The following is a 15,315-nucleotide window of genomic DNA, read 5'->3' as shown; positions in this document are numbered from 1 at the left end:
TAATTAAAATATTATGAATCAACCACAGCTTCGCTTCCTTGCCGCAAAAAATTATAAAAATCTTTGTTTGGATGAAGAGGTTTATCTAAACAATCTCAATATTTTTATAGGCTCAAACGGGTCTGGTAAGAGCAATTTTATTAGCTGTTTGAAATTTATAAAAGATTGTTTGACAACTATTCCCGATGAAAACAGGGGTGTTAGTAGTTTTGAAGATGCAGTTTCTAAAATAGGTGGAAATAGAATATTAGATAGCAATGTCGCAAGTCCAGCATTAGTTGAATTTTATTACTGTTTTTCGCAAATTTCCCAAACTAATAATCCTCAACGAGATAGCGTAATTCTTGAATTAAAACTTTATACCGAGCAACAAAAAGGGAGAGCTAGTATTTCTGAAGAATATTTATATAGTGGGGAAGATTTATATGATAGTTCTATATATAATGGTTCTCCTACAAGAAGAATTAGACCACCTTTTTATTACTATAAATTGCATGAAAGAGAATTAGGTCAAGGAGTCGTATCTGTTTACGATAAACCTGGTCAAATCGCAACTCATTTCGAGTCTCTAGATAATATACCTACGAACTCGTTGGGACTATCCACTATTCCGGTACTGCTTGAAAATAGTCAATCAGCCCCTGAAAATACGCCATTTTACAGAATTAGAAGACAACTGAGTGAATTTATTTCAAAATGGCAGTTTTACAATGCTAATAATATGGATTTAAATCAAATTAGAACGGCAGAGCCTAAACTAGGCCCAAGTGATATTTACTTATCACCATCAGGATATAACTTAGCTTTAGTTATCGATAACTTAAACCAAAATATTGACTTTGAGGAAAGCCTTAATTTAGCGATGAAGTCAATTTTACCAAAAACTCGTCGCGTCAGGCCAGGGCGTACTGGTCGCTTATCTCTCGCTGTAGAATGGTATTTTGAAGGTATAAATGAACCGTTCTATCTTAATGAAATGTCCGATGGAACTGTGAGAATGTTGTGTTGGGCAACTATATTACATTCTCCGCTTCTGCCTTCATTATTAGTGATAGATGAACCTGAATTAGGATTGCACGTTTCTTGGATGCCAATTTTGGCTGAATGGATTAAAAAAGCTGCTACAAGAACTCAGATAATTATCACTACTCATAGTCCTGATTTGTTGGATCATTTTACCGATCGGTTAGAGAATGTTATGTGTTTTTGTTCAAAAGATCAAACGCATTTTTCTATAAAACATCTTTCTAGGGAAATGCTAAATGAAAAACTCGAACAGGGATGGCAATTAGGTGATTTATACCGTGTTGGCGATCCCACTGTGGGAGGATGGCCGTGGTAGTATGGGTTTTTGCTGGAGGCGGTGAAGCTGAAGTTAGAGGATTAATTCCATTTTTGAGGAATAATTTCCGTGGGTGTGAATTTTACATAAAAACACCAATTCGTCAAAAACCAGGCCCTAAATCCAATAAAAAAACGAGCTATGGAAAAACAGGCAAAAGTTTGATAGAACAAATAAAGGAGGAATTACCTATTGCATTAAGAAACGAACCAAATAAATGCGACCTAATTTTAGTTTTTGATGATTTGGATTGCCGCGATTCCCAAATACAAAAACAAAAAATATTGGAAGAGATAGCAACAATACCAGGATGTACTGACATAGAAAAATTTGTTGGTTTTGCTGCACCGGAACTGGAAGCTTGGATTATTGCAGATTGGGATAATTCAATTGCTAAACATATCGATTTTCGAGGTAACAAACGACATGAACGTATGCGTTGGTGGCTGAGTACACAAAAAAATATACCTTTTGATCAGCCAGAATCATTTAGTGAGTATGACTCGGAAAGAGATTGTTGTCAAGAAAAACTATCAGAGGCGTTAATTGAGTCAAGCATTTTGAGTGAGATCGATCGCAACAAACCACGCTTTTCTAAAGGAACACATACCCCTGAACTAATACGGGAAATTAATTGTGATGAAGTTCAACGAAAATGCCCGCTATTTCGAGAGTTTTATAATTTCCTCTATAGATTTTGTGGTTCTTCATAAAACCGAAAATCCAAATCCGATTATCTCCAGCCTAAAGCTAAAGCACTTTGATAAAATATAAAACTAGCAAACCAAGCTAAACCAAAGGAATAAGCTAAAGCAAATAAAGTAAATTTCCAGGATTTAGCTTCATTAAATAATGTCACTGTTGTGGTTAAGCAAGGAGTGTAAAGTAAACAGAAAATACAGAAGCTATAGGCTTGAATAAATGTGACTGTTCCCGCAATTTGGTTAGTGACTGCATCAGCACCTAATCCGTAAATTACCGCTAAAGAACCTACCACAACTTCTTTAGCAATTACGCCAAATAATAAAGCTAAAGTTAAATAAGGATCGATGCCAATTGGGTGCATAAGTGGACTCAAAAATTGCCCAATTTGTCCACCAATTGTATTTAATCCTGTTGCGCCTGGAGGTAAATTTGTCACTACCCAAACAGCAACACAACCTAAAGTAATAAAACTAGAAGCCCTAGTTACAAACTGTTTTACTTCTCCCCAACCTCTAAGAATGACGTGCTTTAAAGTTGGTACTCGATAAGGAGGTAATTCTAATACAAAAGGTTCTTCATTTTTGAATACTCCTTGAAAAAGTGCAGCGGTGACGATCGCAGCCACAAAACTCAGAAGATACAAAGAAAATAATACTAAAGCACCGTTACCATTAGGAATAACTATGGCAATAATAAATACGAAAACTTGCAATCTGGCGGCACACAAAGCAAAGGGAATTACTAACATTGTTAATAGTCGTAGCGCTTTTGAACGCATGACTCTGGTTCCCATTAAAGCTGGAACATTGCAGCCAAATCCCATCATTTGCATGACAAAACTGCGCCCATCTAGCCCTAATTTTGCCATGAAAGCATCCATTAAATAGGCAGAACGAGATAAATAACCGCTATCTTCTAAAACTGCCATAATCATGAAAAACAACACAAGTAATGGCACAAAAGAAGCGACAGTTGCTAATCCGCCCCAAAGTCCATTAATAATAAAATCTTGTGCTAATTTAGGTAAGGGACTCACTAATGGTTCAATGGCATTAGTTTGTAACCAACCTGTGATTTGATCCATGATGTCTTGGGAAGGTAATCCCACATTCCACACTACCCAAAACACCACGAACATTCCCAAGAAGAACAAAGGTAAACCTAAGATTGGGTGCAGCAAAATGCGATCGATCTGGTGAGTAATATTAACCGCCATCTGCGAAGGCATTTGTACTGCACCTGTGAGAATATTTTCCATCTGTTCAACAGAAATATCCGCCTGTTCAGATAAGCAAGTTTTCAAATTATCAATTTTATTAGTAGTAACGCTTTCTGTTAATTGTTGACAAATTTCTCGATACGCCCTTTCGTATCCTCTGCCATATTTCGCACTCATCAGAAAAACTGGTAATTCTAAGCGTTTTGATAACTCATTTACCTGAATTTCTACGCCATAATGCTTGGCTTCATCTGCCATATTCAGGATGATAATTGCTGGCAACCCTAAAGCTTTTATTTGCAAAGCCAAACGAATTTGTCTGTCAATTTGGGCAGCATTTAAAATGACAATAACTAAATCAACGCCAAAGTTTTCTAAAAAGTGCTGAACTACTTTTTCATCCTCAGAAAAACCGTTGAGGTCGTAAATTCCTGGTAAATCAACAAACTCTACAGTTTCGTTATTAATATTGACATTAGCTTGTAATAAATCTACCGTCACTCCAGGCCAATTTCCCACAAAAGCTGTTGCACCTGTCAACCGATTAAATAAAGTTGATTTTCCAGTATTGGGCATTCCAATCAGCGCAACTCTTTTTACTGCTTTAGCGGTTTTTACAGCAGTAGCACCTGAATGACAGTTCATAAATTCCCCTGCATAAATTTAATAATTTATTGATAGCTCGACTTAATAATTATCAGCTTAATTTTTATCTTCCATTGTTTGAATTAATACCATTTTGGCTTCGGTTCTTCTAATAGCTATTTCGGTGGTAGAACCGACTCGAATATGCAAAGGACCACCGAACCAAGCTTGCCGTAAAACTCTAATTGGTCTATTAGGAACAATTCCCATTGCTTCTAAGCGTTTAGCTAATCCTTGTCCGTGACGGCTAAGTTGTACGCTTTCTACGATCGCCAAACTTCCCGGTTTCAATTCTGATAAAGTCATTGTCTAAGTTACTTTATTTCTATTGTTTCTATTTATAAACTACAATATTTAGGAAATATTTTCAATTAGCATTGAGAAAAGTTATGCAATAAAAGTATTTCTTTACTTTTGCACAAGAAAGTTTAAATTTTATTAATTTATGGGAAATATTGCTAAGTTTGTCTCCGGGTCAAATAAATGAATTTTTTTACTTTCTAACGCTAACGATATTTTGTCACCTATACTTACTTGTTTTTCCGGTGGAACTCGCACTTGTAAAGTCAAATTTGGGTTAGTTACACCCAGCAAATGAACTGATAAATAAGTTTCATTTCCCAATGCTTCGACTAAATCTACTTCAACTTGTAAATTTTCTGGTGCGGGAACGCTTAAACTAAAATGTTCGGGACGAATGCCTAAAATTAGGGATTGCCGATCGTACTTTCGCAAAGCAGATTCCCAAACTTCGGGTAAAGTTAAACGAAATTGGGGATGAATAATTAACAGCGGTGCTTGGAATTGTACGGGAATAAAATTCATTGGTGGCGAACCAATAAATTGCGCTACAAACATATTAGCGGGACTGTTGTATAATTCTAAAGGTTTCGCTAATTGTTGTAATTGACCTTGATTCATTACCGCAATGCGATCGCCCATAGTCATCGCTTCAGTTTGATCGTGAGTCACATAAATAGTAGTAGTTCCCAATTGTCTTTGTAATTTTACAATTTGGGCGCGAGTTTCCGCTCTTAATTTCGCATCTAAATTTGATAAAGGTTCATCCATTAAAAAGACTTGGGGATTTCTGGCGATCGCACGTCCCAATGCTACCCGTTGTTTTTGTCCCCCAGAAAGTTGTTTTGGCAACCGCGACAAAAGCGACTCAATTTGTAATAATTGCGCCACATTTTTTACTTGCTTCTGAACAGCTTTCTCTCGTGCTGAGAGGTAACGGAAACCTTTCGGAAAAGACTTAGTTATTCTAACTAAAAAATCTTCCTTAAATCGGGAAAATTTCTCCCCTGGATTTACAGGCAAGATGCCTGTGCTACGGTTCATTCGCCGCAAACCAAAAGCGATATTATCATAAACAGTCATGTGAGGATAGAGAGCGTAATTTTGAAATACCATTGCGATATCGCGTTCTTTTGGTGGTAGATCGTTCACCAATCTTTCTCCCACCCAAATATTCCCCCCGGTTAATTCTTCCAATCCCGCAATTAGCCGCAATAACGTACTTTTACCACAACCAGAAGGGCCAACCAATACCATAAACTCTCCGTCTTCCACCGTCAAATTAATTCGGCGTAACACGGGAGTAGATGAGAGAGAATTTTCTTTTTTTTCCCCTTCCGATTCAGTAATTCCTTTAGTTTCGGAAAAGCTTTTATAGACATTTTCTAAAACAACTTGTGCCATAATTTATTCCTATAACTTACTTTTCAAGTGATTTGATTAATTGAAAATTCGCGGGTTTCACCAATTTGATTTGCTTGCCAAACTGTACCACTTTCCACATCTAAACAAGTTAACCAACCTGTTTCATAAGCTAAAGTATCAATGCAAATAGCATAACCGAGATTCAAGGGTAAACCACTTTCTAAACTTTGGTGTCCGTAAATAATAGTTTTACCAGAAAAGTGTGGCAAAGGACGATCGCTTAATCCCCAAAATAGGATAATTTCAGGTTGTTCAGCTAATGGCAAATTCGGATCGGCATCAGCGTGGACGAATAAATGGTTATCTGTTTCATACCAATTTACACATTTATTTGCTAAAAAATCCCAATGACTATCAGGAATATCCAGCAAATTAAGTTGTTCAGAACTTGAGTAAGAAGATAGAGTCGCCTTTCCACCCATTTGCAACCATCCCGATATTTTCCCATCGTGACGAGAATTAAGCATCATTTGCTCATGATTTCCGCGTAAAGCTACCAGTTGTCCCGTTTCATAAAGAGTAATTAATCGATCGATTACTCCTTTTGAATCTAAGCCATGATCGACATAATCACCCAAAGTAATGATTCGATCTTCTGGCTGTATTTGTACTAAAGAAAGAAGACGATCGAAGGCGATCGCACAACCATGAATATCACCAATTGCCAGAATACGCATCATCCCTCAACTATTACTAAATCTATAACTTTCTCCTCTTCCTTGAGTTTATTAATGCGATCGCCAGTTCCATCCTTACCCCAAAAACGAATTCGTTCCACAGCTAAATTCACCATTTTTTGTGTATCAGTTAACAGCAATGCTTTAGTTTCGGGAATAACTCCAATCATGCCAATTAAAGCATCTGATTTGCTAGTATATTGTAAAGCTTGCGTACCAATATCACCTAAATTAGCTAAACGAATCGCACTAATTGGTAATCGCTTGGCATAACCTAAATGAGTTACTAGCAACAAATTATCATCTTGATTGAGGCTAACAGCACTAATTAATTTTTCATTTCGACCTAATCTTAATGCTTGTAAACCTCCAGCACCGCGACTCATTACAGGTAATTGTTGTTCGTTGAGTAAGAAGCGCAAAATGCGTCCGCCAGTGGTTGCTAAAGCGATTTCTTCGCGTTCATTTGTCGGCAAAGCAAACAACAATGCGTCATCTTCCTTCAGTTTTAAAACTGTTAAACCTCGACGACTTAAATTAGCAAATTCAGAACTGACTAACCGCTTAATTCTTCCTTGCTGACTCACCACAACTACACTACTCGAATCTTCTGCTGAAGGCGCAATAAAATATCCTGCCAAAGTTTCGGGAACTTCCTTCGCTTGCGGTAACAAACTAACTAACGGTGTCCCTTTTGCTTGTCCAGAAGTCGGCGGGATTTCCCCAACTTTCACCGGGAAAGCTTTACCGCTACCTGTAACCACAATTAAATCTGCTTCCGTAGTTGTGGAGAAAGTTTTTACAACTACATCATCGGAAGATTTCAAATTTTTACTGCCATTTTTGGACAATCTCCTGATATAACCTTTGTAAGTAATTTCTAAATTTGCTTCTTCAGGAGTGCTAGAAGTTAGGGGAGTGAATAAAGAAAGTTGTCCTTCCGCCTCTTCGGTTTTTGGTTTATCTCGGCGGCGTTCTCTAGGAGTTTTATCTTCCTTTTCAGGAGTTTTCTTGGTTGCGGTTGCAGTGACTTTGGGATTGTAAATGCGAGTGCGTCGAGGATCGGAGTATTTCTTTTTCAAAGAACGCAAATCTTTTTTCAAAGCTTTGAGTAATTCATTTCGATCGCTCAACAACCGCTGTAAATTTTGAATCCTTTCCGTAAGTTCGTTTAATTCCTGTTGTAATTGTTGACGTTCTAACCCAGTTAACCGACGCAAAGGCATGGCTAAAATAGCATCAGATTGGCGATCGCTAAAATTAAACCGACTTTGAAAAGTAACTTTTGCCGTCGATCCATCAGGCGCATTTCGCAGAATTTCAATAATCGCATCTAAATTTTCTAAAGCTGCAATTAAACCTTCAACTAAATGCAAACGTCTTTCCGTTTGTTCTAATTCATACCTATATTGTCTTGTCAGAGTTTGTTCCCGGAAACTGAGAAACTCTTGTAAAATTTCCCGCAAAGTTAACTGTCTCGGTTGTCCTTCCACCAAAGCTAACAAAATGGCACCAAAATTAGTCGCCAGCGCCGTTTGTTTATATAAATGTTCCAAAACTTCTTGCGGGTTAGTATCGCGTTTTAGTTCGATTACTACGCGCATTCCTTCGCGATCGCTCTCATCCCGAATATCCGCAATCCCCTCAATTTTACCCTGATTAACTAACTCAGCAATCTTTTCAATCCAAGCTGCCTTATTGACTTGGAAAGGTAACTCAGTCACTACGATCGCACTGCGCGTAGTTCCCCTCTGGCGCTGACGACCTTTACCAATTTGAATTTCCTCAATATTGGCAATTCCCCGCACCGTAATCGTACCCTTTCCAGTAGTATAAGCCTCGCGAGTTCCCTCCATTCCCACAATTTCGCCCCCAGTGGGAAAATCAGGCCCCGGAATTAACGTCAGCAACTTATCATCAGAGAGATTAGCATCATCAATTAAGGCAATTAACCCATCTACCAACTCGCCTAAATTATGTGGTGGGACATTAGTCGCCATCCCCACCGCAATCCCAGCGCAGCCGTTAAGTAATAGAATAGGTAATTGAGCAGGTAAAACTACAGGTTCTTGTTGGGAATTGTCAAAATTAGGGATAAAATCAACCGTAGCTTCGCCAATTTCACTCAACATCGCCTCATGACTAATTGGTGCAAGGCGTGTTTCAGTGTAACGCATCGCTGCTGGGGGGTCATTATCTACCGAACCAAAATTTCCATGACCTGCCAACAACGGATAACGACAGGAGAAATCCTGCACCATTCGCACCAAAGCATCATAAACTGCTTGGTCGCCGTGAGGGTGATACTTACCTAAAACGTCTCCTACCACACGGGCACATTTCCGGTAAGGTCGATCGGGTGTTAATCCCAACTCGTGCATCGCATACAAGATGCGTCGATGTACAGGTTTTAACCCATCTCGCACATCTGGTAGCGCTCGACCGACAATCACACTCATGGCATATTCAAGATAAGACCTTTGCATCTCTGTATGCAGAGCCGTAGTGATAATCTGTCCTGAAGAGAGTATGTTTAACTGTTTTGCCATGAGTCAATGTTCCTTAATGATGACGAAAAAATAATCGATGGGTGCTCCATTAACAATTTTCACAGTAGTATCAAACGGCATAGCCAATACTGTCTTATTCTGAATTTAGGGAAAAGGAAACCAAAATGAAAACTGTTCTAATAGTTGAAGACGATCCAATTAACCTCCGCGTTTTCTCGAAGATTCTGACTAAGCGGGGTGGTTTAGAAGTTAAAGGGACTGAAAATGTAGACGAAGTAATGCAAATCGCCCAAACTGGTCAGGCTGACTTAATTTTGATGGATGTTTCTCTACAGAACAGCAGTTACCAAGGTAAATCTGTGGATGGGATTAAAATTACCCAAATGTTAAAGGCCGATCCTCAAACTGCCAAATTGCCTGTGATCTTGGTAACGGTTCACGCGATGGAGGGAGATCGGGAAAACTTCCTCAAACAAAGCGGTGCCGATGGCTATATTTCTAAACCAGTGGTCGATCATCAAGAATTCGTAGATCAGATTATGGCTCTACTGCCTAAAGACTCTCAAAACATAACTTAATAAATACCTCAGACACTCTTACACTAGCCTATCTGAACCATTCCTTCTCTAGGGCAGCAAACCAGCAGCGGGCAGGGGAGAGGATTTGAGTTATTTTTTCCTGTTTCCAATTTATCCAGTTTAAATGTCGAACAACTAATTACTATTTTGTCTGTCTGATTCATAAGAGGGTAATTCTAATTTAGGTTTTATAGTACTTATGTACTACTTTTATGTCAATTCAGCAATAACTTTACTCAAACCGAGCGAACAAATTATAGTGTAAAGTTAAGCTTTTTTGCAGGGGAAAGGCTTCAAGGCTCCCAGGCAGAAGGTAAAATTCCCCTTGTCCCAAGAGTCCCCTTGTCCCAAGAGTCCTCTTGTCCCAGCGTAAAGCGTCAGCGAAGCTACCCTGCAAAGCTGCCTCTAGCGAGGTGCTTTTTGAGGTTCAGAGGATTGAGGCCCAGAACCTTGAGCGATCGTAGCTTGCATTCTAGGAGTAGCAAGGAATTTTTGGGTATCGCTAATTAAGCGATCGCCCCAAAGATTTTGCTTTAAAAAGTCCAGATCGGCATAACGATCGTCACTCTTAATAGCGGCTTCACCTAAAGCTAAAGCTTTTTCCCGATCGCCTTTATTGTAGAGGGCGACTGCGATCGCTAGCTTAGGTTCTACACCATCCTTTTCAATAGTCAGAGCTCTTTGCCATTGCCCAATAGCGGCATCGACATTACCCTGTTCATATTTAACTAATCCAATGTTGTTAATTGCAGGCCAGAATTTAGCATCAGCTTTTACAGCTTTTTGGTAGCTGTCCAAAGCTTGAGGAAATTGCCTTAACTTGTAAAAAGCATTTCCTAAATCAAATAAAGCTTCGGGAGAATTTGGTTTAATTTTTAAGCCATCTTTTAAAGCCGCGATCGCCGCATCATATTTTTCCTGCTGAAAGTATGCTGAACCCATAGCAAAGAGAATGGCAGCTTCGTCAGGCTTTAAAGACTGAGCTTGTTTGAGCGCCGCAATTGCTTTGTCTAACTGATTGTTCTGCACATACAATCCACCCAGCAGAAACCAAGCTTGGTAATTTTTGGGGGAAAGCTGTGTTGCTAGTTGGGCGCGAGTTAATGCTAATTCATATTGTTGGAATTGAGCCAACTGAGTAGCTTCTTGTGCTAAGCTCAACCCTTGCTGCTCCAGCACAGAGGTGTCCAGTTGCAGCGCGTGGGGAACAAGCGCCTGTCCAAAAGCTGGTACAGCCGCGCTCCAAATCCCGAAGATGAATAAAAGATGAAACCAAGGTTTGCGTTTGGTTGGCACAGTACAGCCTCGAAGTCAGAAGATGTCGTCAGTTTAGTTTAACGATACTTTACTCCATTATTACGGACAAGTTCGGCTAGGGAACCAACTTTTCTTAATGTCTGACCAGAGTTATAAAATTTGAACCTGAATTGAGTTGCTGGTGTCTTTAATGTATATACACTGCTAGGGTGCCAAACAATGCGCTACCCGGAATTGTATTCGATCGCCCAAGCAATACCCCATAAACCGATCCTGCTAGACGGGCAAAACTCGTTAATATTAAGAATAGTAAAGTAAACCGATCGCCAGTGTATATTTTTCACTCAAACATACAGATATGCTTAACAAAAGACCAGAATTAACGATCGACATGAAGCCTAAAACCTTTAACAAAAGGTACTTTTAAGCCTTATGGGATCGCCCTGAGCTTATATTTATTTTCTGAAGAATTCCCCGATTACATAATTTCAAATCATGCAAATTCCTATTATTGGCAAAAAAACTGACAAACGAATCCCTTGGATTGCGGCATTAATTGCTGCTGGACTATTAAGTGCTTCAGCAGGTACTTATGTCATGGTGAACAGGGTAGCGCCGAAAACCGATGTAGCCCAAGTAACCGTCCCAGTGGAAGCCAAAACAATCACCCTACGAATTACTGCCAGCGGTACAGTAGTTCCAATCCAAACCGTTAACCTCAGCCCGAAAACTGCCGGAAGAATTGCTGAGTTAATGGTAGAACAGGGCGACAAAGTAAAAGCAGGCGATATCATTGCCAGAATGGATAACGCGGACATTCAGGCGCAACTAGCCCAAGCGAAAGCCGCCTTAGCAAAAGCCCAAGCTCAGTTAGCAGAAATTCGCGCCGGAAATCGCCCGGAAGAGATTTCTCAAGCTAGAGCCAGATTATCACAAGCCCAAGCCCAGTTAGCAGAAGCCAGAGCCGGGAGTCGCCCGGAAGAAATCGCCCAAGCGAGATTTCGCTTAGATCAAGCGAAAGCCCAATTAACTGCGGTGCAAACTGGTAATCCTCAACAAATAGCCCAAACTCAAGCCCAAGTTCAAGCCGCCCAAGCTAGGTTAGATTTAGCAAATCAACGTTTAAAAGCTAATCAAAGTTTGGCAACTCAAGGGGCAATTTCTGCGGATAGATTGCAAGAAGTTATTTCCGAATATCGTAGCGCCACAGCGAATTTAGAAGAAGCAAAACGGCGATTAGTACAATTACAAAATGGTACTTCTCCAGCAGAAATTGCTCAACGTCAAGCAGCGGTTCAAGAAGCACAAGAAGCTTTGGAAATGTTGCAAAAAGGTACTCGCCAAGAAGTAATTGCTCAAAAAGAAGCGACGGTAAGAGAAGCACAAAAAGCTTTAGATTTGTTAATAGCAGGTTCTCGCCCGGAAGATATTGCTCAAGCGTCAGCAGGAGTGAAAGAAGCTGAGGCGCGAGTGCAACAAATTCAAGTGCAATTAAATGATACGATTATCCGCGCTCCTTTTGAGGGAATTGTTACCCAAAGATACGCTACTGTAGGGGCTTTTGTTACGCCAACAACTTCGGCTTCTAGTAGTGCTTCAGCAACTTCAACTTCGGTAGTTGCGATCGCACGCGGTTTAGAAATTCTCGCCAAAGTTCCTGAAGTAGATATCGGAAATATTAAACAAGGACAAGATGTAGAAATTGTCGCCGATGCTTATCCAGAGCGAGTTTTTAAAGGAAAAGTGCGCTTAATTGCTCCTGAAGCAATTGTCGATCAAAATGTTACTTCTTTCCAAGTGAGAGTGGAATTAGTTACAGGTTTAGAAGAGTTGCGATCGGGAATGAATGTGGATTTAACTTTCCTGGGAAATCAAGTTAGCGGTGCTTTAATGGTACCTACAGTGGCGATCGTTACCGAAAATGGAAAAACTGGTGTCTTACTACCAGGTGAAAATCACAAATCTGTCTTTCGCCCGGTAACAATTGGTTCCACAATTCAAGACAAAACTCAAGTTTTAGAAGGTTTAAAAGAAGGCGAACAAATTTATATTGATTTGCCCAAAGACCGCAAACAAATTAAACCGTAACCGTAGGGACACGGCATAATTAAAATTTTGGCAGAGACGATCGTTTATTGTCCACCGTGTCCCTACATAATTCGGCAAAAAGATTTTTATGAACCACGTTGTTTAATTAACTTGTGAAATGGACATTGTAGAAAGCGTGAAAATGGCAACTACTACATTAGTTGCAAATAAATTACGTAGCACTTTAACGATGTTGGGCATTATCATTGGTAATGCTTCAGTAATTGCTATGGTGGGAATTGGACAAGGCGCTCAAAAGTTAGCATCAGAACAGTTTGAATCCCTTGGCCCAAATGTTTTGTTTATTATTCCCGGTAATCAAAACGCTCAAAGAAACCGGGATATTCCCAAAACTTTGATCTTAGATGATGCGAAAGCGATCGCTAGTCAAGTACCTTCTGTTACAGACGTAGCACCACAAATTCAAAGCCGTCTACCTGTAGTTTATAGTAATAAGAATACCAACACTCAAATTATTGGTGTTACTCCAGAGTTTTTACCAGTTCGCAGTTTTGATTTAGCTAAAGGCAGGTTTATTAGCGAGCAAGATTTGAAAAGTAACAACCAAGTTGCAATTCTCGGTTCTGATGTAGTTGGTAAACTATTTGGTAGTCAAAACCCGATTGGTGAAAAAATTAGGATTAGAAATCTCAGCTTTTTAGTAATTGGAGTGATGGAACAAAAAGGTTCATTCTTAGGAAATAACCAAGATGATACAATTTTTATTCCTCTGACTACAATGTCAAATCGCCTGAGAGGAAGAACTTCTCCCTACGGAACGGAAGTAGATTTTATTGCTGTTTCGGCGCGGGATGCAAATAGTATTGGTGCGGCGCAATTTCAAATTAGTAATTTGTTAAGATTGCGCCATAAAATTACCACCGAAGATGATTTTACAGTCAGAACTCAAAGAGATGTGCTGCAAATTGTGGGAACAATTACAGGCGCTTTAACTTTAATGTTAGCTGCGATCGCCGGAATTTCTCTGTTCGTCGGCGGAATTGGCGTAATGAATATTATGCTAGTTTCGGTGACAGAAAGAACCCAAGAAATTGGGTTAAGAAAAGCGATCGGTGCCACCCAGCAAGATATCCTAATTCAATTCATGATTGAAGCAATAATTCTCTCTGCTGCTGGTGGAATTGTCGGAACTATAATTGGTGTTGGTGGAGTTACTTTAGTTGGCGCTTTAACACCTTTAAAAGCCGGAATTTCACCAGTGGCGATCGTCCTAGCAGTCGGAATTTCTGGCGGTATCGGTTTATTCTTCGGTGTCGTTCCCGCACAACGCGCCGCCAAACTCGATCCAATTGTAGCTTTGAGAAGCGCTTAAGTTGGGGACTGGGAAGAAGAGTTGCTCTTCTATTAATTGCCCTTTTCCCCTTGTCCCTTTGTCCCCCAGTCCCCAGTCCCCAGTCCCTAATCCCCAATCCCCAAAAATATGCTTAAACCAGTAGTTATTCGATTAGAAGAGATTAGCAAAGTTTACGGTAGTGGCGATACAGAAGTGCAAGCACTACGAAAAGTTAACTTAGTAGTTGAAGAAGGCGAATATTGCTCGATTATGGGTGCTTCTGGATCGGGAAAATCGACGGCAATGAATATTATCGGTTGTCTCGATCGCCCTTCTTCCGGCAGCTATTATTTAGATCGAGTAGATGTTTCCCAATTACCTGATGCAGAATTAGCAAAAATTCGCAATCAAAAATTAGGGTTTGTGTTTCAACAATTCCACCTTTTACCCCAATTAACTGCAATGGAAAATGTCATGTTACCGATGGTTTATGCAGGTGTTCCAGCAGGGGAAAGAAAAGAACGTGCGGTAGAAGCACTTACGAAAGTGGGATTAGCAAAAAGACTGAATAATAGACCTAATCAACTTTCCGGGGGACAGCAGCAGCGGGTGGCGATCGCTCGCGCCATAGTCAACCGCCCAGTATTATTATTAGCAGACGAACCCACAGGCGCATTAGATTCTAAAACTACCCAAGAAGTAATGGATATTTTTACAGAATTAAATGAAAGTGGGATTACAGTCGTCATGGTAACTCACGAACCAGACGTAGCAAAACAAACCAAGCGCATAGTTTGGTTCCGCGACGGTCAAGTATTACACTCTCACCTCACTCCCGAAGAAATTGCTACAGTAGCAGTGTGAGAATAAGTATTCTTATGCTTGTAAGGTGGCTTCTATTTGAGATATAGATGACTTTAAAGGTGTGGAATCTTGCTTAGGCACATTGAAATCCTATTCATCAGTCTTTAGACAGCTATTTCGAGAAAATTGGTTCTGTTCGACCAAAAGTTAGATGAAACTGGAGGAACTTTTCCGAATATATAAGTGATGTGGATCACAGATTTTTCAAAAAATTTTTTCAATGTGCGTGAAAACTCTCGGCGGGCAGGATGCCCACCCCACAAGAGTTACAGCTTTCTTGTGGGGTGGGCATCCTGCCCGCCCCATCCGAATATAACTATTATCTACTTTATTTATTTGCACCTACTTAGTTAACTATAACAACGTAGGTTCAAAATTATAGTTAGTTGTATTGCACACCTAAATGCTTGC

Annotated in this window: 12 protein-coding genes; 6 read left to right on the top strand and 6 right to left on the bottom strand. The window is 39.9% G+C overall.

Features of this window, described 5'->3' with window-relative positions; genetic code table 11:
- The first annotated feature begins 13 nt into the window (after window positions 1-13).
- Window positions 14-1,342 (top strand): AAA family ATPase, encoded by a 1,329-nt coding sequence (locus ACE1CI_RS11860; RefSeq protein ID WP_413261778.1) that lies wholly within the window; start codon window positions 14-16, stop codon window positions 1,340-1,342.
- On the top strand, window positions 1,330-2,055 hold the full coding sequence (locus ACE1CI_RS11855; RefSeq protein WP_496615422.1) for a DUF4276 family protein: 726 nt from the start codon (window positions 1,330-1,332) through the stop codon (window positions 2,053-2,055). Before ACE1CI_RS11860 ends, ACE1CI_RS11855 begins: the two co-directional genes overlap by 13 nt.
- A 20-nt stretch (window positions 2,056-2,075) precedes the next feature.
- Here the strand turns inward: ACE1CI_RS11855 and feoB are convergent, their stop codons facing one another.
- The 5 genes from feoB to ACE1CI_RS11830 form a co-directional block, all read right to left on the bottom strand.
- Window positions 2,076-3,911 carry a ferrous iron transport protein B gene (gene feoB / locus ACE1CI_RS11850; RefSeq protein WP_413261776.1) on the bottom strand — a complete coding sequence of 612 codons (1,836 nt, stop codon included), beginning with the start codon at window positions 3,909-3,911 and terminating at the stop codon, window positions 2,076-2,078.
- A gap of 57 nt (window positions 3,912-3,968) precedes the next feature.
- A complete protein-coding gene (locus ACE1CI_RS11845) occupies window positions 3,969-4,217 on the bottom strand; it encodes a FeoA family protein (protein WP_413261775.1) in 249 nt (82 codons plus the stop codon).
- A 132-nt stretch (window positions 4,218-4,349) separates the two neighbouring features.
- Window positions 4,350-5,615 (bottom strand): ABC transporter ATP-binding protein, encoded by a 1,266-nt coding sequence (locus ACE1CI_RS11840; RefSeq protein WP_413261774.1) that lies wholly within the window; start codon window positions 5,613-5,615, stop codon window positions 4,350-4,352.
- 23 nt (window positions 5,616-5,638) lie between these two features.
- Complete coding sequence (locus ACE1CI_RS11835) at window positions 5,639-6,313, bottom strand: metallophosphoesterase family protein (RefSeq protein ID WP_459563988.1); 675 nt, start codon at window positions 6,311-6,313, stop codon at window positions 5,639-5,641.
- Complete coding sequence (locus ACE1CI_RS11830) at window positions 6,313-8,862, bottom strand: DNA gyrase/topoisomerase IV subunit A (RefSeq protein WP_413261772.1); 2,550 nt, start codon at window positions 8,860-8,862, stop codon at window positions 6,313-6,315. Before ACE1CI_RS11830 ends, ACE1CI_RS11835 begins: the two co-directional genes overlap by 1 nt.
- Before the next feature lie 125 nt (window positions 8,863-8,987).
- Here ACE1CI_RS11830 and ACE1CI_RS11825 point away from each other — a divergent pair, with 125 nt between their 5' ends.
- Entirely contained in the window at window positions 8,988-9,401 is a 414-nt protein-coding gene (locus ACE1CI_RS11825; protein WP_496615421.1) for a response regulator, read from the top strand.
- Window positions 9,402-9,806: 405 nt separating this feature from the next.
- Here the strand turns inward: ACE1CI_RS11825 and ACE1CI_RS11820 are convergent, their stop codons facing one another.
- Window positions 9,807-10,697 carry a tetratricopeptide repeat protein gene (locus tag ACE1CI_RS11820; protein WP_413261770.1) on the bottom strand — a complete coding sequence of 297 codons (891 nt, stop codon included), beginning with the start codon at window positions 10,695-10,697 and terminating at the stop codon, window positions 9,807-9,809.
- 456 nt (window positions 10,698-11,153) lie between these two features.
- Between ACE1CI_RS11820 and ACE1CI_RS11815 the strand changes: the two genes are divergently transcribed.
- From ACE1CI_RS11815 to ACE1CI_RS11805, 3 genes are all read left to right on the top strand, one after another.
- Window positions 11,154-12,746, top strand: a complete 1,593-nt coding sequence (locus ACE1CI_RS11815; protein WP_413261769.1) for an efflux RND transporter periplasmic adaptor subunit — start codon at window positions 11,154-11,156, stop codon at window positions 12,744-12,746.
- Between the two features lie 118 nt (window positions 12,747-12,864).
- Window positions 12,865-14,079: an ABC transporter permease gene (locus ACE1CI_RS11810; RefSeq protein ID WP_413261768.1), complete on the top strand. Its 1,215-nt coding sequence runs from the start codon at window positions 12,865-12,867 to the stop codon at window positions 14,077-14,079.
- Window positions 14,080-14,187: 108 nt separating this feature from the next.
- Complete coding sequence (locus ACE1CI_RS11805; RefSeq protein ID WP_413261767.1) at window positions 14,188-14,904, top strand: ABC transporter ATP-binding protein; 717 nt, start codon at window positions 14,188-14,190, stop codon at window positions 14,902-14,904.
- Window positions 14,905-15,315: the final 411 nt, after the last annotated feature.

It is taken from the genome of Floridaenema flaviceps BLCC-F50 (genome assembly GCF_041929275.2).
In the GTDB taxonomy this organism is placed as follows: domain Bacteria; phylum Cyanobacteriota; class Cyanobacteriia; order Cyanobacteriales; family Aerosakkonemataceae; genus Floridanema; species Floridanema flaviceps.
Note: the sequence above shows the minus strand (reverse complement) of the source record. Positions and strands in the feature narration are given on the sequence as shown.